We start from the raw sequence: 22161 nt of genomic DNA, 5'->3' as shown, positions 1-22161 counted from the left end.
TTAAGAGCTTAAAATCATTCGATATCTTAACGTCTCGTTTCTTCCAACACCCCTCATCCGGCTCGGCGCTTCGCGCCGATCCACCTTCTCCCACAAGGGGAGAAGGGGAAAGCGTCAAGCGGCTCCCGGGCGGCTGGCGACCAGGGCGCGTCGCGCCGACCGGCGTTGCTCGACCGCGTCGGCAAGGCCGTGCAGCACCGTTTCGGTGGTTGCCCAGTCGATGCAGCCATCGGTGATGCTCTGGCCGTAGACGAGCGGCTTGCCGGGCATGACGTCCTGCCGGCCGGCAACGAGGTTGCTCTCGATCATGACGCCGATAATGCGCTCGTCGCCTGCCGCGACTTGGCCCGCCACGTCGGCCGCTACCTTCGGTTGGTTCTCTGGCTTCTTGTTGCTGTTGGCGTGGCTGACATCGATCATCAGCCGGGGCGCGACACCGATCCGGGCGAGTTCCGCACTGGCGGCGGCGACGCTTGCCGCGTCATAATTGGACTGAATGCCGCCGCGCAGGATGACGTGGCAGTCCTCGTTGCCGGTGGTCGTCGCGATGGCGCTGCGCCCGCCCTTCGTCACCGCCAAGAAATGATGCGGCTGGGCAGCGGATTTCACCGCCTCGGCGGCGATCCGCAAATTGCCGTCGGTGCCGTTCTTGAAGCCGACCGGGCAGGACAGGCCGGATGCGAGTTCGCGATGGATCTGGCTCTCGGTCGTGCGCGCGCCGATCGCGCCCCAGGCGACGAGGTCGGCAATGTATTGCGGGGTGGCCATGTCGAGGAATTCGGTCGCTGCCGGCAGGCCGAGATTGTTGACGGCGGAGAGCACATTGCGCGCCATCCTCAGTCCTTTGTCGATGTTGAAGCTGCCGTCCAGGTCGGGATCGTTGATCAAGCCTTTCCAGCCGACCGTCGTGCGCGGCTTCTCGAAATACACGCGCATCACGATCTCCAGCCGATCGGATAGGCTTTCGCGCAGCGATGCCAGGCGGCTGGCATAGTCTACGGCGGCGGCCGGGTCGTGGATCGAGCAGGGGCCGACGACGACGATCAGCCGATCGTCAGTGCCGGTCAGCACGGCGTGGATAGCGTTGCGCGACGCGGTCACGGTGCGCGTCGCCGTCAGCGTGCGCGGTATCTCCCGCATCACCTGGTCCGGCGTACTCAGTTCCCTTATTTCCTTGACCCGAAGATCATCTGTGGTGGTCAACACGGCTCTCTGCTCCTGATTGGGAGACCTGCCGGCTGAAACAAAAAAGCCGCCAGGTCTGGCGGCTGTTCGGATTTTGATGCTGCAATCTTCAGATCGAGCGCAATCCTCCCGCCGCCAGCGAGTTCCTAAAGTACCAATAGGTGGCGGTCAGGTTGATCATGGGGCTCATATAGTCGAAGCCGTGGCGATTGTCACGTGTCTGATGAGGAGGAGGTCTACTCCAGCCCATTCGCGATTGGCTGAAGCCTTCCGAACTTCGTCATCCTAGGGCGAAGCAGGAGCGAAGCTCCGTCGCGGAGACCCTGGGATCCATTCCGTGACGCTAGCCGAAGAGCGCAGCGGAGCAGAATTCTGCATCGCGGCAACGCGTTGAAGTCACGGCGTGGATCCTCGGGTCTGCGCTGCGTCGCTACGCTCCTTGCTCCGCCCGTGGATGACGAAGTGATGACGAGGACACATCGGTCGCTTTCGAGCCCCAACACGCAGTGCCGAGCGGTTCATGCAGTCCAGGGATTGAAGAGTTCAATTCCAAAGCCTTCGAAATCGTTCGTATTACGCGTTGCCAAGGTGAGCTCCTGCGCAATCGCCGTGGCTGCAATCAGGCCGTCCATCGACGACAGGCCGCGACCGCGGCGCTTCGCCAGGCCCATCAGGTCGCCCCACGCCAAGGCAATCGGTTCGTCCACCGAAAGAACCCTCTGTTCGAAGCGCTGCGGCAGGTCTTGAGCGAGCCATTGGGCCAGTGCCTCGCGTTTCCGGCTCTCATCCATGAGGGCGACGCCACGCCGGATCTCGGCGATCGACACGACGCTGATGAATGAGCGGTCCTCATCAAGCCCGTCCAGCCAGTCCAAAACGCGTGGGTCAGGCGCCGGCCTAGTCACCTCGGACAGGACATTCGTATCGAGCAGGAGCCTCACAGCGGCAGATCACGCGGTTCGTCGCGCTGACGCTCGAGGTCGAGATCGGCGCCGCGCAGCGGCGACTCCAGCAGAAACTCCGCAAGCGTACCCTTGCGCGCGGTCTTGCGCTGCCATTCCTCGGCGGAGACGACAACCACGCTTGGTTTGCCGTTTCTGGTGATCGTCTGCGGCGATGACTGGGCGCGCTCGATAACCTCCGAGAGCCGAGCTTTTGCCCCAGCGACCGTCCAGTTGGTGCCCTTTTTGGGCGCAGACAGCATTTCGTCCTCCATGACCATTCTGACCATCTTGACTATATGGGAATGATGATCCGGCGGCAACAAGGAAGGAGAGGGGTTTTTCAGCCCGAGCGCCTTGGTGAGTTTGGTCGAATCGATCACGCCGGCCGCGGGTATTCTCGGGTCATCTCGGCCGACGCGTGCCGAGCTGCTTCTGGACGTGAGGCTACTCGGCTGATCCTATTCCGGCGACGATCCCGCAATATTCTGGTCATAGTCGACCAGCGACCCGGTCATGACGCCCGACTGCGGGCTGACCATATAGCTGATCAGCCGGGCAAGCTGGTCCGGCTTCACCAATTGGCCCATCGGCTGCGCCGCCTCGGCCTTTTCCAGCCAGTTATCAGGCGCATCGTGCCATTTCTTCTGCACGATCGCCTCGCCCTCGGTGTCCATCCAGCCGGGCAGCACGGCGTTGCAACGGATGCGGTTGCTGCGGTACGCGTTGGCGACATTCTTGGTCAGCGTCGCCAGTGCGCCCTTGCTCGACGAATAGGGCGCCAGGAACGATTGCCCGCAATGCGCCGACATCGACAGCACATTGACGATCGAGCCTGGCGCCTTGCGGGCGAGCAGCTGCGCCACCACGCCCTGCATCAGGAAGAAGGGGCCGCGCACATTGGTCTGGAAAATCTGGTCGAAAAGCTCTTCACTCGTCTCGACCAGTGAACCGCGCGCCGAGGTGGCGGCGGCATTGACCAGCGCGTTGACGCTGCCGAAATGGCCGATCGCCGTTTCGACCGCGCGCTTGCAGTCGGCCACTTTGGAAACATCGGCGCTGATGAAGATGGCGTCGACGCCCGACTTCTTGAGGATGGCGACGGCCTTGTCGCCCTTCTCCTGCGAGCGGCCGACCAGCGCCAGCGCCCGGCAGCCCTCATCGGCCAGCGCCTCAGCGACGGCGAAGCCAATGCCTTGCGCACCGCCGGTGACGATGGCGCGTGTTTCTGAATTGCGACCGGCGGAACCGTTCATCGCCTTGCTCCTGTGCTTGATAGTCAGACTGTCTTGTCGAGGCGAACGGTCTTGCCTTCCTTCGCCGATTTCAGCGCCGCGTCCGCCAGCCTCAGCGCGACGAGCCCGTCCTTGCCGCTCGGCGCCGCCTTCTTGCCTGATGTCGCCGCCGCGATGAAGGCAGCGATCTCGTTGGCATAGGCGTCGAGGTAGCGGGTCATGAAGAAGTCGTGCAGCGGCGGGCGCGTATAGCCCTTTTCATTGGCCAGTTCGATCGACACCGGCCGCTGGTTCTCGGCCGCAATCATGCCTTTCGAGCCATGCACCTCGATGCGCTGGTCGTAGCCATAGGTGGCGCGGCGCGAATTGGAGATGATGCACTGCTTGCCGGAAGAGGTTTCGAGGATGACGCTGACGCTGTCGAAGTCGCCGGCCTCGCCGATTTGTCTGTCGACCAGCACCGAGGCATGGGCGCTGACGGCCACCGGCTCCTCGCCGAGCAGGAAGCGCGCCATGTCGAAATCATGGATGGTCATGTCGCGGAAGATGCCGCCCGAGCGGCCGATATAATCGAGTGGCGGCGGGCCGGGATCGCGCGACGTGATAGTCACCATCTCGACCGTGCCGATGGCGCCGTCGTCGATCGCCTTGCGCACGGCGGCGAAATGCGGATCGAAGCGGCGATTGAAGCCAACCATCAAAGTGGCTCCGGCCTTGTCGACCACTTCAAGGCATTCTTCCACTCTGCCGGCGTCGAGGTCGATCGGCTTCTCGCAGAAGATCGCCTTGCCGGCCTTGGCGAACCGCTCGATCAAGTCGGCATGGGTGTCGGTCGGCGTGCAGATGATGACTGCGTCGATATCTCCGGCTTTTTCGATGGCCTCGATGGTTCGTACTTCGGCGCCATAGGCCGACGCCAGATCCGTCGCCGCCTTCTCGAAGGCATCGGCAACTGCCACCAGCCTGGCCTGCGGATTGGAACCAACGGCACGGGCGTGGACCTTGCCGATGCGGCCGGCACCGAGAAGAGCGAAGCGGAGAGACATGGGAATTTCCTTTGAGGATTGTTCGAAAATGAAAGTGCGTCTTTCCTGCACCGTTCAGCGCGAGGCGCAGTAGATTTTCTTATCGCGGCAGATCGGCGACGGGTCGATGACCCGCGCCGGCATTGGCCCTAGGCCGCAAGTTCCGCCTCCCCGGTCTTGGCGCCGGTGATATATGAGACGATATCGTTGCCGTCGGTGTCCTGCTTGCGCAAATTGGCGACGATGCGGCCGCGCCGGAAGACAACGATGCGGTCGCAAAGGTCGAACACCTGGCGCATGTTGTGGCTGATCAGGATCAACGGCTCGCCATTGGCTTTCAGCGTGCGGATGATGTTTTCGACCTGCATCGTCTCCTGCACGCCAAGTGCTGCCGTCGGCTCATCCATGATGATGAGCTTGGACGCAAAGGTCGCGGTTCTGGCGATCGCCACGCACTGGCGCTGGCCGCCCGACATGTGGCGGATGGTGTTGTTGAGATTGGGAATCTTGACCGCCGTGCGGATCAACGCCGCCTCGGTCGCCTTGCGCATGAACTTGCGATCGAGGATCGAGAAAGGCCCGAGATTGAAAAGCACCTTCTCGCGGCCGAGAAACAGGTTCGACGGCACGTCGAGATCGTCGGCAAGCGCCAGGTTCTGGAACACCGTTTCGATGCCCGCCTCGCGCGCCGCGATCGGGCCGGCGAAGTTCACTTCCTTGCCATCGAACCAGACCTTGCCGCTGGTGCGCTGCTCGACGGCGGTGATCTGGCGCACGAAGGTCGACTTGCCAGCGCCGTTGTCACCCATGATGGCGACATGCTCGCCCTTGCGCAGCTCGAAATTCGCGCTTTCGAGCGCATGCACGCCGCCATAGTATTTGGTCAGGTTTTCGGTTTTCAGGACGATGTCTGACATGATCAAGCCCTCATTGCCCGCAGGCGCTGGCGCCACTGGTCGAGAACGACTGCGCCGATGATGATCACGCCCTTGACCATCTCTTGGTAGTAGGCGTCGAGGCGCAGGAAGGTGAAGCCGGAGATGATGACGCCGAAGATCAGCGCACCGATCACCGTTCCGATAATCGAGCCGCGGCCGCCCGACAGCGAGACGCCGCCGATGACCGCCATGGCGATGGCGTCCAACTCGTACATCACGCCCATGCCGGCCTGAGCGGTGAGGTTCTTGGAGCTCAGCACCACGGCGGCGAGCGAGGCGAGGATGCCGGCAATGACGAAGACGAGGATCTTGTGGTTCTGGACATTTATGCCGGACATCCGGGCGGCGTCCTCGTTGGAGCCGATGGCATAACAGTGCTTGCCGTACCTGGTGTATGACAGGATCAGCTGGAACAGAATCGCCAGCGATATGAAGATGATGACCGGCATCAGCCCCTTGCCGATGGCGGCGAAACTCTCGGTGGGAAACGAGATCGGCTGCCCCTTGGACCACCATTTGGCGATGCCGCGCGCGGTGACCATCATGCCGAGCGTGGCGATGAACGGCGGAATGCGCGTGTAGGCGATCAACGAGCCATTGACCAGGCCCGCCAATAGGCCGCAGCCGATCGCGACCAACACCGGCACGATCACCGGCAGGTCGGTCCAGCCTTGCGCGAGGAACACCGCCTTGGGGTTAGGGTTGCCGTTGACCGTCGCCACCTGGGCGAAACTCATGGCGATCATCGCCGTGGCGCCGACGATCGAACCAGAGGAAAGGTCGATGCCGCCGGAAATGATCACCTGCGTCACGCCGATGGCGATGATGCCGACGATCGACACCTGCAGGATGATGATCTGCAGGCGCGCCTCGTTGAAGATCGTATCGACATTGGCGCGGGTATTGAACAGAAAGCTGTCGCCAAGAAAGACGCGGCCTATCAGCTCGAAGGCGCCGACAAGGATGATGAGCGCCAGGAAAACGTTGAATTCGGCAGGCCATGTGCGCTTCTTCGCATCATAGCTCAGCCCGCCGACGCCATGGGTTGTCTGTGCCAAATCTTGCTTCCTCCGTCAGCAGTCGCCTCCCGCCGCCTGTCTACGGCGATAAGGAAAAGAGGAGCGGCGCTTTTTGTTTTTCGAACATCGGATTCTTAAAAGGGTCCGATGCTCTGCCGCGCCGCTCCCTATCGAAAAACCGTCCTCTGCCTCAGTTCTTCTGCAGGAACTTGTCGATGTTCGCCGGCGTGACCAGCTGGAAGGGGATGTAGACCTTCTGTTCGACCGCCTCGCCCTTGGAAAGCTTGAGCGCCGCGTCCAGCGCCCCGGCGCCCTGGCCGGCCGCGTCCTGGAACACGGTCGCGTCGAGGTCGCCCGCCTGCATCGCGGCAAGCGCGTCCTGGGTGGCGTCCACGCCGCCGACGACAACCGACTTCATGTCGATGTTGGCAGCCTTCATGGCCTGGATGGCGCCGATGGCGCTTTCGTCATTGTTGGCGATAACGCCATCGAACGGCGTGCCGGTCGACAGCCAGTTGGTCATCAGGTTCTGCGCTTCCTCGCGTTTCCAGTTCGACGTCTGCTTGTCGATGATCTTGATGAAGCTGCATTCCGGAGTGGCGATCACGTCGTCAATGTCCTTGGTGCGCTGCACCGCCGCCTGGTTCGACAGCTCGCCCATGATCACGTAGACGTTGGCCTCGGTCTTGCCAGCCTCTTTGAACAGGCGGCAGACTTCCTGGGTTTCGAGAGTGCCGGATTCGACCTCGTTAGAGGCGACGAAGGCCTGGTTGTCCGGCAGCGTGTCGACATTGACCGGCTCGCGGTTGACATAGACCAACGGAACCTTGGCCGCAGCCGCGGCGTCCGACATCGCCTGGGTGGCCGAGGTGTCGACCGGATTGACGATGATCGCGTCGACGCCCGAGGCGACGAAGTTCTTGATCTGGTCGAGCTGCTTGGCGACGTCGTTCTGCGCGTCCTCGACCTGCAGCTCCACGCCATCCATGCCCTTGGCCTGCTCGATCATGCCGTTGCGCAGCACGGTGAGAAAATTGTCGTCGAACAGCGCCATCGACACGCCGATCTTGGCCGCGAGGGCGGACGAACTCATCAGCGCCGAAAACACGACGCCCAAAAGCAGTTTCTTCATTTTATTTTCTCCTCCACAGAATTGGTGTCCGGCTGCACCGATCTACCCGGAATCCCCGATCTCACAGGGAATCTCTCCCGATTGCCATCTCCGTTCCCGATGGCGATTTCCGAGTTGACTGGAACGCCAGGCCCTCTGCTTGAAACAGATGTTCCGGAACGAAAGAACCAAAATACCTATCTGGTGAAATATTTATTCCATTCCGCGTGCGGGCGTCAAGGAGATTCCGAAAGCGGATGCCGGATTTTCGGATAACGCAGCTGAGGGCCGGCAAATCGTCTGCAAGAATCCATCAGGCTGATTGTTCACATCATTGCCGACGCATCGTGCCCGAACCTAGATGTTTTCCGGCAGATAGATGTCGAAGGGCAGGAAGGTCTGGCCGGGCGCGTTGGCAGCGCCTGCCTCGATGGCATGCGCCATCAGATCGACAAGCTCGCGGCATAGTGCTGCCAGCGGCGTCGAAATCACCATCGTCAGGATGTTGTCGGCAAGCGCCGCGCGCGATTCGGCGTTGATCTCGTTGCAGACGACCACCGGCATGTTTGCCGGCCTGGCCGCCCGTAGCGCGGAAACCGCGCCTTCCATGCCGCCGCCAGCGACGTAGCAGCCGGCAAGATCCGGGTACCGCGCCAGAAGATCGATCATCGCATCATGGGTCACCTGGTTGGCCTCCAGATTGACCAGCGTCTCCAGCACCGTGAATTCCGGCGCATGCTCGCGGAAGAATGATCTGAAGCCGATCTCGCGCAGCTCATGACCATGGAAGCGATGACTGCCGACAAAAAGCGCGACCTTGCCGGGCTTCCTCGCCGCCCTGGCGATCATCCAGGCCGCGGTGCGGCCGACCTTGCGGTTGTCGAGGCCGACATAGCCTTCGCGGATGCCGGCGGCAAAGTCGGACAGCAGCGAGAAGACGGGTTGCCCTCTCGCCTTCAGCGCCTCGACGGCTGCCGTCAGCGTCGGATGATCCGGACCGACAAGGGCGACCGCCCTGGATTTCGCCGCCAGCTTGCGCATCTGGGCAGTGATCTCGCCGGGGGCCAGCGAACCGGCGAAATCGATGGTTGCCACGCCGCGGAAGCGCTGCGACTGCGACACCGCCAGTTCGAGCTCCCGCGCGAAATCGCTGTAGAAAACATCATTGCCCCTCAGCAGCAGGAAACCGAGCCGGTACTCCGGCAGTTCCTGGCGCATCCGCTGCTTGATCAGTCCGGCAGCGTGATAGCCGATATCGGTCGCCGCCTCATAGACACGGCGCGCGGTTTCCTCGCGCACCGGCAGGCGATTGTTCAGCACCCGGTCGACGGTGGCGACGCTGACGCCGGAGGCGCGCGCCAGATCGGTGATGGTCGGCCGTTTTGCCATTGCTGTCTCTCCGCTTGCCAAAAGCAATTTATATCATTCTGATGGGAAATGATAGAAACTATCTTTGTGATATTGAGCCTATCATGCCTTGGCGCTATTTCTAGCCTACGATGCTTGCGACCGCGGCCCGGTCATTGGCCGGGGCGGATCGCAGGGCGCTGGTGGAGGCACTCCGATGGACGCAACGATGGACGCAGCACCGTCCCGGCGCGACTACAGCCTGATCGGCCGCGACGCAAAGCTCGCCGTCGAGACCGGGCTGGCGGCGGCCGAGTGGTATCACACCGACGTGCCCCGCAAGCAGATGAAGGAGCTGATGCAACGCTCCGATGGGCCGGCGATCCGCGACACCATCATCTGGCTCGGCGCCCTCATCCTGAGCGGAGCGGGCGGTGCCTGGTTCTGGGGCACGTGGTGGTGCGTGCCGTTCCTCTTCGTCTATGGCGTCCTCTACGGCTCTTCCACCGATTCACGCTGGCACGAATGCGGTCACGGCACCGCGTTCAGGACGCAGTGGATGAATGACGTGATCTATCAGATCGCCTGCTTCATGATCATGCGCAACCCGGTGACCTGGCGCTGGAGCCATACGCGGCATCACACCGATACGATCATCGTCGGCCGCGATCCGGAAATCGCGGTGATGCGCCCACCCGATCTGTTGCGCGTCGTGCTCAACTTCTTCGGCATTGTTGATGCCTGGCATGCCATGAGCGACATGGTGCGCAATGCGGCCGGCATCATCAGCCCGGCGGAAAAGGCCTTCATTCCAGAGCAGGAGCAGCCAAAGGCGATCCGCATTGCCCGCATCTGGGCGGCAATCTATGCCGCGACCATCGCGCTGGCACTTTATAGCGGCTCGTTCCTGCCCCTGATGCTGGTCGGGCTGCCCAGGCTTTACGGCGCCTGGCATCATGTCATGACCGGCCTGCTGCAGCATGGCGGCCTCGCCGAAAATGTCATCGACCATCGCCTCAACAGCCGCACGGTCTACATGAACCCGATCAGCCGCTTCATCTATTGGAACATGAACTACCATGTCGAGCACCACATGTTCCCGATGGTGCCCTATCACGCGCTGCCCAGGCTGCATGAGATGATCAAGCACGACCTGCCGGCGCCGACGCCATCGATCCTGGCCGGCTATCGCGAGATGGTGCCTGCCTTCCTGCGCCAGCTGCGCAATGAAGATTATTTCCTCAAGCGCGAACTGCCGCCGACCGCGAAGCCCTATCGCGAGGAATTCCACAACGATAACGCTGCTGTCGCGGCAGCAGCGGAATGATATGCGCCCATGCCAGGTAACATGCCGGGCAAGTTGACCAAGCAAAAAACTGCGGGAGGACTGATGAGCGACTGGGTCGAGGCCTGTGATGCCGAAGACATCGACGAAGAGGACGTGATGCGGTTCGACCATGGCGGCCGCACCTTCGCCATCTATCGCAGCCCCGACGACGAATATTTCGCGACGGACGGCCTTTGCACGCATGAGAAGGTGCATCTGGCCGACGGGTTGGTGATGGACGACATCATCGAATGCCCGAAGCACAATGGCCGCTTCAACTACAAGACCGGTGCGGCCAGGGGTGCGCCGGTCTGCGTCAATCTCAGGACCTATCCGGTCAAGGTCGACGCCGGCAAAATCCTCCTTCAGATTGGGTGACGGTGATGACGAAGGGGATGGTCATCATCGGTGCCGGCGAATGCGGTGGACGGGCTGCCTTGGCGCTGCGCGATCTCGGCTATGACGGGCCGGTGACGCTGGTCGGCGACGAGCCGCATCTGCCCTATGAGCGGCCGCCGCTGTCGAAAGACGCGATGGCCAGCAATGCGCCCGAGATCAAGGCGATCGCCAGCGATGAGATCCTGGCCGACAGGTCGATCCGGCATATCCATTCGGTTCAGGCGGTGGCGATCGACCGCGCGGCGCATGTCGTGCAGCTGTCGGACGGCTCAGGCCTTCCGTATGACAAGCTCTTGCTGGCGACGGGTTCTGTGCCGCGCAAGCTGCCGATGCCCGGCCTTGGCGCGCGCTGCGTCTATCTCCGGACCTTCAACGACGCGCTGGCCATCCGCGCCCATCTCAGCGCCGGAAACCATATCGCCATTGTCGGCGGTGGCTTCATCGGCCTCGAGCTTGCCGCCGCGGCGCGCAGACTGGGCGCCGCAGTCACCGTCATCGAGGCGCAGCCGCGCATCCTGATGCGCGGCGTGCCGGCCGAAATCGCCAAAATCATCCACCAGGCGCATGAAGCCGAAGGCGTGAAAATCCTGTGCGGCGACGGCATCGTGGCGATCGCCGACGACGGCGCCGAGGTGCGCATTGGGCTTGCGGGCGGGCAGGACATCGTCGCCGATCTCGCCGTGATCGGCATCGGCGCCGTGCCGGTGACCGGACTTGCCGCGGAGGCGGGGCTGACGATCGACAACGGCATAGCAGTCGCTGCCGAGCTTCGCACCAGCGATCCGGATATCTTTGCCGCCGGCGATTGCTGCTCGTTTCCGCTTGCCGTCTATGACGACCGGCGCGTGCGGCTGGAAGCCTGGCGCAATGCGCAGGAGCAGGGCGCGCTCGCGGCCAGGAACATGCTGGGCGCCAGCGAAAGCCATGCAGCAGTGCCATGGTTCTGGTCGGATCAATACGGCCTGACCTTGCAGATCGCCGGGCTCTCGGACGAGGGCAGCGAGGTCGTGCGACGAGACCTCGACGACGGCGCCTTCATCCTGTTCCACCTCGCCGACGACGGCAGACTGGTCGCGGCAAGCGGCATCGGCCCAGGCAATTCGGTCGCACGCGACATAAGGCTGGCCGAGATGCTGATCGCCAAAAGGGCGAAGCCGGCGCCGGAAGCGCTCGGCTCGCAGACGGTCAAGCTGAAGTCTCTGCTGGCGGCGTGAGCCGTGGCGCCGATTGCCGAAAGCCGGCGCCGCACCTCATCTGCCTGCCGGCATCTTCTCCCCGTATAGTGACGGGGAGAAGGACACTGTCGCTTAGGATTTCGCCAATCGCCAGCGCCGCAGAACGGGCGTTGCAGCCGATGCCAGCGTGTCCAGTTGATAGATGGGTAACACTTTGAACCGGATACATGGGTTACAGTTTTCCCCCTGTGCTGTCGGCCGCAGCGCCAAGCGGTCTGGTTGGCGCGGCGCTGCGGCGGACAAGTTTCATGCGCCTGGTGTCGAGGATGCCGAGCGGATGGGCATGGAAGCTGAGCGCCCATTCACCATCCTCGGTCTCTGCGGCGGCGACCGCTTCGCCGGCCAGCGTCTTGGAAACGTAGATGAAGCCGCCATTCCACCTGATCTCGCCGTTGTGACGCACGCTGCGCACCGCCGCCTCGGCCGGATAGTCGGGCTCGGGCGGTGTCGCGGGCATGGCGCGCGGCGAGGCGCGGTAATGCTGCGCCGGGGTGTCCATGGCCAGCGCCTCATGCGGACGCTCCTCATTGTAGCTGCGCCGGAAGGCCTCGAAGGCCTGGCTCTGGGCCATTCTGTCGGCCTCCGGCGTCTTGGCCAGCGGCAGCATGGTCAGGTGGAAGCGCTCGTGGCGCCCGTTCTGCTGCGGCTTGCCGGGCGCGATCCGCTCCAGCGTGATGCCGAGCTTGATGAAGCGCACCGAAAGCGGCGTCAGCCCGGTGACGCCGGCCGATGCGAAAGGCGGGCCATTGTCGCTTCTGAGCCGATCTGGCAGACCATGCTCCTCAAACAGCCGCTCGAATACCGGCCAGGCCTCATCGTCCGCCGTCGAGCCCGTCGCTTCGAGCGCCAAAAGGTAGCGGCTCGACGCATCCATCACCGTCAACGGTTCGCAGCGCCACCCGTCACGGGTCCGGAACCAGCCCTTGTGATCGCCCGTCCATACCGCGTTCGGCTCCTCGGCTTGCGGCCATGGTCCGTTGCCACAGGCCCGCAGCCGTGCCCGCTTGCGGACGCTGACAAGCCCGTGCCGCGCAAGGATCGCACCAGCCGTCGAGGCCGACGGCCACAGCAGCTCGGGAGCGGTGCGCTTGAGCCGCGCCATGATCTTCTTCGGGCCCACAGCGGGTGCGTCTCCTTGGCCGCAACGATCCGCTCCACCAGATCCAGGGCCGTCGCTCGGCCATGATTGAGCGGCGCCCGCGGCAGATCATGCAGGCCTTCCGGGCCGAGCGCGCGATAGCGACCAAGCCATTTGTAGCCGGTCTTGCGCGATACGCCGTAGGCCACACAAAGCTCGCTCATCGTCTCCTCACCCGCCAGGCACTCCACAACAAACCGAAGCCGCTCGTCCATGATGCCAGTCTCTTGCCAAACCATCGCCGGTCCTCCCGGCGGACAAGAAAACTGTCACCCATGCAATCGGTCCATTCTGTTACCTATCTATCCGGTTCGGACAAGCGTTCTTTCTCCCCGTCACTATACGGGGAGAAATGCCCGGCAGGGCAAGGAGGGGCAGCGCAAACGCCCGAAAGGGGCGACTTCGATCCGGCTCAAAATCCGAATCTCAACACGTTCTAAAACAGCGCCTTCAGCTCCGGCAATTTGTCGTTGACTAGCCAGCCATAGTAATTTTCCTCGGGCAGCTTCTCCGGTTCGCCCGCGGCACGGCGCTTGTCGTTCTCGGCCTTCAGCGCATAGGCGCGCTGTTCCGGATTACCGACATTGTAGAGCGTCGATGTGATGCCGGGATTGTCCGATATGTCGAAGCCGGCAATGTTCTGGTAGGCATCGATCGATTTCCGGATCGTCGCCGCGACATAAGCCAATGTCAGGTCCGGATCCATGATGGTCTTGTAGACCCCGTTCGGATCGCCGACGTCGAGCTTCGGCAGGCCGGAAACCTGGTGCACGAGATCGCTCATCTGCAACGCCGTCAGCGGATTGAGTTGCCCAAGACCGAAGGTCTGGCCGGCATAGTAGGGCTGGAAGAAAGTGGCGCCGAAGCGGTCATTGGGAAAGCTTGTCCCCCCGACATTCTTGCCGCGAAAGGACTGGTTCCACACCTGCTCGCGGCACGCCCACAGCGCGTAACTGTCCGATTCGCCGGCGCATTTGGCAAATTGCGGCCGTTGCACGAAATCGGTGATGTCCTCGCCTTCATAGGCGAAGGACAGCTTGCTCGACAGATAGGAGATCGCCTTGACGTAGTAGGTCTGCAGCCGGTCGTAGGCGTCGACATTGTAGGTGTGCTCGCCGACGATGGCGCCGACGATGTGCATCGGATCGATGCCATAGGTCGCCGCCGCTTGGCTGATCTTGCCGCGAAGACCGGCGTCGTTCTGCAGCAGCGCGTAGACCTTGCGGTATTTCGCCTGGAAGGTGGTGTTGGTGGCCTGGGTGCGCCGGCTCGATGCGCCCGGTATGTTGGGCTGCTCGGCATGACTGTTGCCAGGCGGCACCATCGTCGCCGCTTGCGCAGCGAACATGGCTGCCGCCAGCGTCAGCCCGAGAATGACGAGGATCAGTTTTTTCATGCGCCGCCGCCTGTAATAGTCGCCGGGCAAACTAGGTAAAGCCCCAGGTCGAGTCGAGAGCCCTTCGACAACTGAGACAAAAGGTGGCCAGATGCTTCCATTTGGCCACACACTGCGGAATGTCCGGAAATCGCCCGTCGCCCGGGCACCGGGCTTGGCCGGCGCCGTCTTACAGGATGAAACGCGACAAATCCGTGTTTCTGGATAGGTCGCCGACATGCTTTTGCACATAGGCGGCGTCGATGGTCACCGACGTGCCGTGGCGGTCCGGCGCGTCATAGGAGATCTCGTCCAGCACCCGCTCCATCACCGTCTGCAGCCGTCTGGCGCCGATGTTCTCGACGCTGGCGTTGAGATCGACGGCAATGCCGGCCAGCGAATCGATGGCGTCGTCGGTGAAGACGAGGTCGACGCCCTCGGTCTTCATCAGCGCGATATACTGCTTGATCAGGCTGGCCTCGGTCTCGGTCAGGATGCGGACGAAATCGTCCTTCTCCAGCGCCCGCAGCTCGACGCGGATCGGCAGACGGCCCTGCAGTTCCGGCAGCAGGTCGGACGGCTTGGCGACGTGGAACGCACCCGATGCGATGAACAGGATGTGGTCCGTCTTCACCGGTCCGTATTTGGTCGCGACCGTTGTGCCTTCGACAAGCGGCAGCAGGTCGCGCTGCACGCCTTCGCGGGAAACACCGGCGCCCATGCCGCCCTCGCGCGAGGCGATCTTGTCGATCTCGTCGAGGAAGACGATGCCGTCGTTTTCGGTCGATTCGAGCGCTCTGCGCACCACCTCATCCTGGTCGAGCAGCTTGTCGGACTCGTCGCCGACCAGCAGCGTGTAGGATTCCTTCACCGTCGTCTTGCGCGTCTTGGTCTTCTGGCCGCCCATCGCTTTCGACAGCATGTCGTTGATGTTCAACACGCCGATATTGGCGCCCGGCATGCCGGGAATCTCGAAGCCGGGCATTCCGCCAGTGCCGGTGTCGGCCACTTCGATCTCGATCTCCTTGTCGTCGAGCTCGCCGTCGCGCAGCTTCTTGCGGAAACTGTCGCGCGTGGCAGGGCTCGCCGTCTTGCCGACGAGCGCTTCCAGCACACGTTCCTCGGCATTGATATGGGCGCGCGCCTTGACGTCCTCGCGCATCTTCTCGCGCACCAACCCGATGGCGATCTCGACCAGGTCGCGGATGATCTGCTCGACGTCGCGGCCGACATAGCCGACCTCGGTGAACTTGGTCGCCTCGACCTTGACGAACGGCGCACCGGCAAGGCGTGCCAGGCGGCGCGAAATCTCGGTCTTGCCGACGCCGGTCGGGCCGATCATCAAGATGTTCTTCGGCATCACCTCTTCACGCATCTGGCCTTCGAGCTGCTGGCGGCGCCAGCGGTTGCGCAAGGCGATGGCCACGGCGCGCTTGGCGTCCTTCTGGCCGATGATGAAGCGGTCGAGTTCCGAAACGATTTCGCGGGGAGAGAAGGTGGTCATGTCACTAAATTCCACTTTGCCACTGCCGGATGGACTCGAACGGATGCAGCAGCATGATCACGTTGAGTGTCAGATTGTCCCTGATGATGTAGCCGACACCGAATTCGAAGATGAGAGCGAGGGTCACGATCACCCATATAGGAAGCCTCCGCGCCATCACAAATCCCAGCACCATTGCCAGCGTGTCCGCCACCGAATTGATGATGCTGTCGCCGTAGTAATCGAGCGAAATTGTGCCGGCGCGATAGCGCTCGATGATCAAGGGGCTGTTCTCGAGAAGCTCCCAGCCGCCCTCGATGACGACCGCAAATGCCAGCCTGAGCCCGATCGGCGAGCGCGGGAACAGAGCCCACGCCAGCGCGTAGAACAGGAAGCCATGGATGATGTGCGAGAATGTGTACCAGTCGGAAATATGCTGGGAATTCTCCGAGCTCTGCACGATGCCGTGCCACAGCTTGACATAGCCGCATGTGCAGATCGGCGTTCGGCCCATGCCGTAAAGGGCTCCGGCCTGGAATATGATCAGGCCGAGGACGAGCAGAAGTCCCATCCGCCAGCTGTCTTCGTAGGCCGAGACGGATTTGTCGGCGCCGGTTGTGCTCATGCTGTTACTGCCCCTCTTCGGCGTCGCCCACTTCGACATCGATTGCCATCAGCAAAACGTCGCCATATTCCGATTGCCTTCGATCGATAGCTCTGAAACCGGCCTTTTCATAGGCGCGGATGGCTCGTCCGTTGGCCGGATCCGGGTCGATGATGACACGCGGCGCCCCTTCCTCGAACAGCTGTTCCACGAACTGCCGCACAATTGCCGAGCCGTGGCCGTGTCCGACAAGCTCAGGCCTGCCGATCGACAGATCGATGCCGAGCGTGCCGAACGGCTGGTCGCTATAGGGATGGCCGTCCTCCAGATGCGGGTCGTAGCTCTGCATATAGCCGATCGGCTCGCCGTCGAGCTCGATGATCAGCGGTTCGACGGAAATCGAGTCGATATGCTCGCGGATTTGCGTGATCTCCGTCTCGGGATCATCCCACCACTCGGCGACATGCGGCTCGGCCAACCATGCCGCGATCATCGGCAGGTCCGCCTCGGTCACCGGCCGAAAGTCATATCTATTCTCTTGTTTGGCCATGATTTCCGCCGAAAACCGGTTTCCACTTTTCGGGATCATGGCCAGCGGCCGGCTCAACCGGCATCGAGTGTTTCGATGACGAAGTTGTTGTTGGTGTAGACGCAAATGTCGGATGCGATCTGCATCGCCTTGCGGGCGATCTCCTCGGCATCCTTGTCGCTGTCCATCAGCGCGCGCGCCGCGGCCAGCGCGTAGTTGCCGCCCGAACCGATCGCCATGACGCCATGTTCGGGCTCGAGCACATCGCCGGTGCCGGTCAGCGCCAGCGAGACCGACTTGTCGGCGACCAGCATCATCGCTTCCAGCCGGCGCAGATAGCGGTCTGTGCGCCAGTCCTTGGCGAGCTCGACGCAGGCCCGCGTCAATTGCTCCGGATATTGTTCGAGCTTGGCCTCGAGCCGCTCCAGAAGGGTGAAGGCGTCAGCGGTGGCGCCGGCGAAACCGGCAATGACATTGCCGCTTTTGCCAATGCGGCGCACCTTCTTGGCGTTGCCCTTCATGATGGTCTGGCCGAGACTGACCTGGCCATCGCCGGCGATGACCACCTTGCCGCCCTTGCGCACCGTCACGATGGTCGTGGCGTGCATGGTCAGTTTATCAGACATTTTCTGCTCCGATCAGCACCGATCCCGAAGGCAATTGGCGCGTTACGAGTGACTTGATCGGCCATATGTATGCATAGGCCCGATGATTGCAAACCGGTCATCTGCCAGGCTCGATATCCCCTGGCATGGCAACTGGCAATCGCCGGATCATGCTGCTAGAAGGCTCTCGTTTTCAAGCACGTGGGCGCTTGGAACGTCTGAACTCTGGACAAGGATGAGGTCATGCCGCCCCGTTCCGCCAACGCAAGCCGCAAGACTGGGGAAACCGACATCTCCGTATCGGTCCAGGTCGACGGCTCGGGAAAATCCGATATTTCGACGGGCGTCGGCTTCTTCGACCACATGCTGGACCAGCTTTCGCGCCATTCACTGATCGACATGACGGTCAAGGCCAAGGGCGATCTGCACATAGACGACCACCACACGGTCGAGGACACCGGAATCGCGCTCGGCCAGGCTTTGGCCAAGGCGCTGGGCGAGCGGCGCGGCATCATGCGCTATGCCTCGATCGATCTCGCCATGGACGAGACGCTGACACGCGCGGCGATCGACGTCTCCGGCCGTCCTTTCCTGGTCTGGAACGTTGCGTTCTCGTCGCCGAAAATCGGCACGTTCGACACCGAACTGGTGCGCGAATTCTTCCAGGCCCTGGCGCAGAATGCCGGCATCACGCTGCATGTCACCAATCACTACGGCGCCAACAATCACCACATCGCCGAGACCTGCTTCAAGGCAGTGGCCCGCGCGCTGCGCGCAGCACTTGAAAGCGACCCGCGCCAGCCGGACGCGGTCCCCTCCACCAAGGGATCTCTGAAGGGATAGGTCATGGCCATCTATGTCGTGATGGAACCGTCCGGCCGCGGCGAAAAGTCTGATATGACGGCCTTTGTCCGTGATGGTTTTTCCTGGCTCGGCTTCCTCGTGCCGCCGCTGTGGCTGCTCTGGCACCGGTTGTGGATCGAGGCAGCCCTGGCCTTTGTCGCCATGGCTCTCCTTTCGATGCTTGCTGAAGGATTGAGCCTGGGGCTGGCAGGTCCGCTGCTGTCGCTGCTTGTATCGCTCTATGTCGGGCTGGAAGGGCAGACCTTGCGGATTGCCGCACTGCGCCGCCGTGGCTGGCATGAATGGGGCGTCGTCGAGGCCGACAGGCTCGATGATGCCGATACGCGCTATGTGCTGGAAGCCGAAGCGCATTCGGATGAGCAAGCGCCCGCGCAACGCATCGTTCCCGACGCTGTCCATGCCAGGCCAGCACATATGGGCATAGCGCTAGGGCTGAACCACACGCCGGGAAGACCCTGACATGCGGGTCGCGATCATCGACTACGGCTCGGGCAATTTGCGCTCGGCCACCAAAGCCTTCGAGCGCGCCGCGCACGAAGCCGGCATCGCCGCCGCCATCGACCTGACCGCCGATGCCGAGCGTGTCAGAACCGCCGACCGCGTCGTCCTGCCCGGCGTCGGCGCCTACGCCGATTGCGCGGCCGGGCTGCGCGCTGTGGCCGGCATGTGGGAAGCGGTCGAGGAGGTCGCGATCGTCAAGGGGCGGCCGTTCCTCGGCATCTGCGTCGGCATGCAGCTGATGTCGGAGCGGGGGTTGGAGAAGACTGTTACAAAAGGCTTTGGCTGGATCGCCGGCGACGTCAAGGAGATCGCCCCGGCCGATCCTGCGCTGAAAATCCCGCAGATCGGCTGGAACACCATCGAGCTCACGCACAAGCACCCGCTGTTTTCCGGCATTCCGACCGGCGCCAAGGGACTGCACGCCTATTTCGTTCATTCCTATCATCTTGACGCCAGGAAAGCGGACGACGTGCTGGCGATTGCCGACTATGGTGGTCCGGTGACGGCTACGGTCGCCCGCGACAATCTCGCCGGCACGCAGTTCCATCCCGAAAAGAGCCAGGCGCTTGGCCTGGCGCTGATCACCAATTTCCTGAGCTGGAGGCCCTAGGATGAGCAAGAAAGGCTACTGGATGGCGATGGTCGATGTCCGCGATCCTGAGGTCTACAAGCAATTTATCGAGGCGAACGCCGCAGCTTTTGCGAAATATGGCGCGAAGTTTCCCATGCGGGCCGGGCGTCGCGCGAACCCGGAAGGGCCGACAGGCAACCGTCATGTCCTGGTGGAGTTCGAGTCCTACGACAGGGCGATAGAATGCTACGAATCGCCTGAATACCGGGCGGCCCTGAAGTACAGGCTTGCCGCCTCGACCGGTCACTTCGTCATTGTCGAAGGCGCTTGAACGGTGATCCTGTTCCCGGCCATCGACCTCAAGGACGGCAAGTGCGTGCGCCTGAAGCATGGCGACATGGCGACCGCGACGATCTACAATGACGACCCGGCCGCGCAGGCCAGAGCCTTCGAGCAACAGGGCTTTGAATGGCTGCATGTGGTCGACCTCAACGGCGCCTTCAAGGGCCAGAGCGTCAACGGCGCGGCGGTCGGCGCCATCCTCAAGGCGACGAGAAATCCGGTGCAACTCGGCGGCGGCATCCGCACCCTGGCGCAGGTCGAGGACTGGCTCGATCGCGGGCTGGCCCGCATCATTCTCGGCACGGTGGCCGTGCGCGATCCCGATCTGGTCAGGCAGGCCTGCAAGGCATTCCCCGGCAGGATCGCCGTCGGCATCGACGCCAAGGGCGGTAAGGTGGCGGTCGAGGGCTGGGCCGAGGCCTCGAGCCTCGGCGTCATCGAACTGGCGAAGAAATTCGAGGGCGCCGGCGTTGCCGCCATCATCTACACCGATATCGATCGCGACGGCGTGTTGACCGGCATCAACTGGGACGCCACCATCGATCTCGCCGAAGCGGTTTCGATCCCGGTCATCGCCTCTGGAGGTCTGGCCTCGATTGCCGACATCGTGCGCATGACCATGCCCGATGCGCAAAAACTCGAAGGCGCCATCTCGGGCCGCGCGCTTTATGACGGGCGTATCGATCCGGCCGAGGCACTGGCGATCCTGGCGGCAGCACCGGACAAGGCGAGGGCGCGATGAAACTCTCGATCATTCTCGCACCCTATGACAGCGGCCTTTACCATGCCGGCTGTGGCCAGGGCCCCGACGCCATCATTGCCGGCGGCCTCGTCGATGAACTTACTTTCCGCGGCCACGATGTCGTCGTCGAGGACATCGGCGAGGTCGGCGATGCCCAGAGACGCGAAATCGCGACGGGCTTCGCGGTTTGCCGGGCAGTCGCCACCAAGGTCGATCTGGCGCGCGACGATGAGCGTTTTCCCATCGTGCTCGCCGGAAATTGCCTGACCGCCGCCGGTGCGGTGGCCGGCAACGCCGCGGATTCGATCATCTGGGTCGATCAGCATGGCGATCTCAACACGCCCGAGACGTCCGCCTACGGGTTCCTCGACGGCATGGCGCTGGCGACGACGCTGGGGCTCTGCTGGCGTCCGATGACGTCAGCGATTCCCCGCTTCCAGGCGATAGATCCATCGCGGTGCATGCTGGTCGATGCACGCGACCTCGATCCCGATGAAAAGCGCCTGCTGGACACATTGCCTATCATTCGCACCCAATGCGCCGATGCGCTCGACAATGTCGGAAAGCTGAAGGCGGCCGGCGCGGTTCGGGCACATCTGCATCTGGATTTGGACGTTCACGATCCGGATGTGCTGCAAGTGAACCGCTATGCGCAGCCGGGAGGCCCAAACCCGGATCAACTGCGGCAACTGGCGTGCGGACTGGCCAGGTCGATCCCGATTGTCGGCGTCACCCTGTCTGCCTACGACCCGGCATTTGACGCCAAGGGCGAGGTTCCGCCCATCGTCGGGCAATTACTTGGCGATTTTCTTGCCGCGCTTGAGAGGATCTGATGCTGAAAGCCCGCGTCATCCCCTGTCTCGATGTCAAGAACGGCCGCGTCGTCAAGGGCGTCAACTTCGTCGACCTGGTCGATGCCGGCGATCCGGTCGAGGCGGCCAAGGCCTATGACGCCGCCGGCGCCGATGAGCTCTGCTTCCTCGACATCACGGCTTCATCCGAAAATCGCGAGACGATCTTCGATATCGTCGCCCGCACGGCCGAACAATGCTTCATGCCGCTGACCGTCGGCGGCGGCGTGCGCCAGGTCGCCGACATAAGAAGGCTGCTTTTGGCCGGCGCCGACAAGGTGTCGATCAACACGGCGGCGGTGAAAAATCCCGATTTCGTCGCCGAGGCGGCCGACAAGTTCGGCAACCAGTGCATCGTCGTCGCCATCGACGCCAAGAAAGTATCGGGTGAAGACGAGGCCGACCGCTGGGAGATTTTCACCCATGGCGGCCGCGAGAAGACCGGCATCGACGCAGTCGAATTTGCTCGGCAGATGGTCGATCGCGGCGCCGGCGAGATCCTGCTCACGTCGATGGACCGCGACGGCACCAAGGCCGGCTACGACATTGCGCTCACCCGCGTGGTAGCCGACGCCGTGCGTGCGCCGGTCATCGCCTCCGGCGGCGTCGGCACACTCGATCACATGGTCGAGGGCATTCGCGATGGCCATGCCGGTGCGGTGCTGGCGGCATCGATCTTCCATTTCGGCACTTACAGCATCGCCGAAGCCAAGGCGCATATGGCCCGCGCCGGGCTGCCGATGCGGCTGGACTCATCGGGCGATCGGCTCTAAAGCATGAAAAGTGGGGACCCG

At 62.7% G+C, this 22161-nt stretch carries 25 protein-coding genes and 1 pseudogene; 10 read left to right on the top strand and 16 right to left on the bottom strand.

What is annotated here, in order from left to right; all coding sequences use genetic code 11:
- Positions 1-114: 114 nt before the first annotated feature.
- The 9 genes from EJ075_RS08425 to EJ075_RS08385 form a co-directional block, all read right to left on the bottom strand.
- Positions 115-1206 carry a 3-deoxy-7-phosphoheptulonate synthase gene (locus tag EJ075_RS08425; protein ID WP_126104019.1) on the bottom strand — a complete coding sequence of 364 codons (1092 nt, stop codon included), beginning with the start codon at positions 1204-1206 and terminating at the stop codon, positions 115-117.
- 497 nt (positions 1207-1703) lie between these two features.
- Positions 1704-2126: a type II toxin-antitoxin system VapC family toxin gene (locus EJ075_RS08420; protein WP_126104018.1), complete on the bottom strand. Its 423-nt coding sequence runs from the start codon at positions 2124-2126 to the stop codon at positions 1704-1706.
- Positions 2123-2389, bottom strand: a complete 267-nt coding sequence (locus tag EJ075_RS08415; protein WP_126107278.1) for a type II toxin-antitoxin system Phd/YefM family antitoxin — start codon at positions 2387-2389, stop codon at positions 2123-2125. Before EJ075_RS08415 ends, EJ075_RS08420 begins: the two co-directional genes overlap by 4 nt.
- A gap of 198 nt (positions 2390-2587) precedes the next feature.
- On the bottom strand, positions 2588-3382 hold the full coding sequence (locus tag EJ075_RS08410) for an SDR family oxidoreductase (RefSeq protein WP_095484499.1): 795 nt from the start codon (positions 3380-3382) through the stop codon (positions 2588-2590).
- Positions 3383-3405: 23 nt separating this feature from the next.
- Positions 3406-4407, bottom strand: a complete 1002-nt coding sequence (gene iolG / locus EJ075_RS08405) for an inositol 2-dehydrogenase (RefSeq protein WP_095484498.1) — start codon at positions 4405-4407, stop codon at positions 3406-3408.
- 128 nt (positions 4408-4535) lie between these two features.
- Complete coding sequence (locus tag EJ075_RS08400; protein ID WP_095484497.1) at positions 4536-5303, bottom strand: ATP-binding cassette domain-containing protein; 768 nt, start codon at positions 5301-5303, stop codon at positions 4536-4538.
- Between the two features lie 2 nt (positions 5304-5305).
- Entirely contained in the window at positions 5306-6382 is a 1077-nt protein-coding gene (locus EJ075_RS08395) for an ABC transporter permease (RefSeq protein WP_095484496.1), read from the bottom strand.
- Positions 6383-6533: 151 nt separating this feature from the next.
- A complete protein-coding gene (locus tag EJ075_RS08390) occupies positions 6534-7475 on the bottom strand; it encodes a sugar ABC transporter substrate-binding protein (RefSeq protein ID WP_126104017.1) in 942 nt (313 codons plus the stop codon).
- Between the two features lie 336 nt (positions 7476-7811).
- A complete protein-coding gene (locus tag EJ075_RS08385) occupies positions 7812-8843 on the bottom strand; it encodes a LacI family DNA-binding transcriptional regulator (RefSeq protein WP_126104016.1) in 1032 nt (343 codons plus the stop codon).
- A gap of 175 nt (positions 8844-9018) precedes the next feature.
- Here EJ075_RS08385 and EJ075_RS08380 point away from each other — a divergent pair, with 175 nt between their 5' ends.
- From EJ075_RS08380 to EJ075_RS08370, 3 genes are all read left to right on the top strand, one after another.
- Positions 9019-10128, top strand: a complete 1110-nt coding sequence (locus EJ075_RS08380) for a fatty acid desaturase family protein (protein WP_245458123.1) — start codon at positions 9019-9021, stop codon at positions 10126-10128.
- A gap of 63 nt (positions 10129-10191) precedes the next feature.
- Positions 10192-10506, top strand: a complete 315-nt coding sequence (locus EJ075_RS08375; RefSeq protein ID WP_126104015.1) for a MocE family 2Fe-2S type ferredoxin — start codon at positions 10192-10194, stop codon at positions 10504-10506.
- Positions 10507-10511: 5 nt separating this feature from the next.
- Complete coding sequence (locus tag EJ075_RS08370; protein WP_126104014.1) at positions 10512-11741, top strand: FAD-dependent oxidoreductase; 1230 nt, start codon at positions 10512-10514, stop codon at positions 11739-11741.
- 193 nt (positions 11742-11934) lie between these two features.
- Here EJ075_RS08370 and EJ075_RS08365 read toward each other — a convergent pair whose 3' ends face one another.
- The 7 genes and pseudogenes from EJ075_RS08365 to hslV all read right to left on the bottom strand — a co-directional run bounded on the left by EJ075_RS08365 (position 11935) and on the right by hslV (position 17517).
- Complete coding sequence (locus EJ075_RS08365; RefSeq protein ID WP_245458122.1) at positions 11935-12882, bottom strand: integrase core domain-containing protein; 948 nt, start codon at positions 12880-12882, stop codon at positions 11935-11937.
- Between the two features lie 77 nt (positions 12883-12959).
- Positions 12960-13064, bottom strand: a pseudogene (locus EJ075_RS33470) (helix-turn-helix domain-containing protein); the annotation flags it as partial.
- 272 nt (positions 13065-13336) lie between these two features.
- Complete coding sequence (locus tag EJ075_RS08360) at positions 13337-14296, bottom strand: DUF1402 family protein (protein WP_126104013.1); 960 nt, start codon at positions 14294-14296, stop codon at positions 13337-13339.
- Between the two features lie 169 nt (positions 14297-14465).
- Positions 14466-15779, bottom strand: a complete 1314-nt coding sequence (hslU, locus tag EJ075_RS08355) for an ATP-dependent protease ATPase subunit HslU (RefSeq protein WP_126104012.1) — start codon at positions 15777-15779, stop codon at positions 14466-14468.
- Positions 15780-15783: 4 nt separating this feature from the next.
- A complete protein-coding gene (locus EJ075_RS08350) occupies positions 15784-16383 on the bottom strand; it encodes a DUF2585 domain-containing protein (RefSeq protein ID WP_126104011.1) in 600 nt (199 codons plus the stop codon).
- A gap of 4 nt (positions 16384-16387) precedes the next feature.
- A complete protein-coding gene (locus EJ075_RS08345) occupies positions 16388-16912 on the bottom strand; it encodes a GNAT family N-acetyltransferase (protein WP_126104010.1) in 525 nt (174 codons plus the stop codon).
- A 53-nt stretch (positions 16913-16965) separates the two neighbouring features.
- Positions 16966-17517, bottom strand: coding sequence for an ATP-dependent protease subunit HslV (hslV, locus tag EJ075_RS08340; protein WP_095484490.1), 552 nt, complete (start codon positions 17515-17517; stop codon positions 16966-16968).
- Between the two features lie 222 nt (positions 17518-17739).
- On the opposite strand from hslV, the gene hisB reads away from it, so the two are divergent.
- Genes hisB through hisF form a run of 7 tightly spaced genes read left to right on the top strand, consistent with a single transcriptional unit; the run spans position 17740 to position 22140 of the window.
- On the top strand, positions 17740-18339 hold the full coding sequence (hisB, locus tag EJ075_RS08335; protein WP_126104009.1) for an imidazoleglycerol-phosphate dehydratase HisB: 600 nt from the start codon (positions 17740-17742) through the stop codon (positions 18337-18339).
- A 3-nt stretch (positions 18340-18342) separates the two neighbouring features.
- Positions 18343-18819: a DUF2628 domain-containing protein gene (locus tag EJ075_RS08330; RefSeq protein ID WP_126104008.1), complete on the top strand. Its 477-nt coding sequence runs from the start codon at positions 18343-18345 to the stop codon at positions 18817-18819.
- A gap of 1 nt (position 18820) precedes the next feature.
- Positions 18821-19471 carry an imidazole glycerol phosphate synthase subunit HisH gene (hisH, locus tag EJ075_RS08325; protein WP_095484487.1) on the top strand — a complete coding sequence of 217 codons (651 nt, stop codon included), beginning with the start codon at positions 18821-18823 and terminating at the stop codon, positions 19469-19471.
- Position 19472: 1 nt separating this feature from the next.
- Positions 19473-19763: a DUF1330 domain-containing protein gene (locus EJ075_RS08320; protein ID WP_126104007.1), complete on the top strand. Its 291-nt coding sequence runs from the start codon at positions 19473-19475 to the stop codon at positions 19761-19763.
- A 3-nt stretch (positions 19764-19766) separates the two neighbouring features.
- Positions 19767-20516: a 1-(5-phosphoribosyl)-5-[(5-phosphoribosylamino)methylideneamino]imidazole-4-carboxamide isomerase gene (gene hisA, locus EJ075_RS08315; RefSeq protein ID WP_126104006.1), complete on the top strand. Its 750-nt coding sequence runs from the start codon at positions 19767-19769 to the stop codon at positions 20514-20516.
- A complete protein-coding gene (locus EJ075_RS08310; protein ID WP_126104005.1) occupies positions 20513-21349 on the top strand; it encodes an arginase family protein in 837 nt (278 codons plus the stop codon). The genes hisA and EJ075_RS08310 overlap by 4 nt, the downstream gene beginning before the upstream one ends.
- Entirely contained in the window at positions 21346-22140 is a 795-nt protein-coding gene (hisF, locus tag EJ075_RS08305; RefSeq protein WP_164547265.1) for an imidazole glycerol phosphate synthase subunit HisF, read from the top strand. Before EJ075_RS08310 ends, hisF begins: the two co-directional genes overlap by 4 nt.
- Positions 22141-22161: the final 21 nt, after the last annotated feature.

It is taken from the genome of Mesorhizobium sp. M6A.T.Cr.TU.016.01.1.1, from assembly GCF_003952585.1.
Classification (GTDB): Bacteria; Pseudomonadota; Alphaproteobacteria; order Rhizobiales; family Rhizobiaceae; genus Mesorhizobium; species Mesorhizobium mediterraneum.
This window is presented reverse-complemented; position numbering and strand designations above follow the sequence as displayed.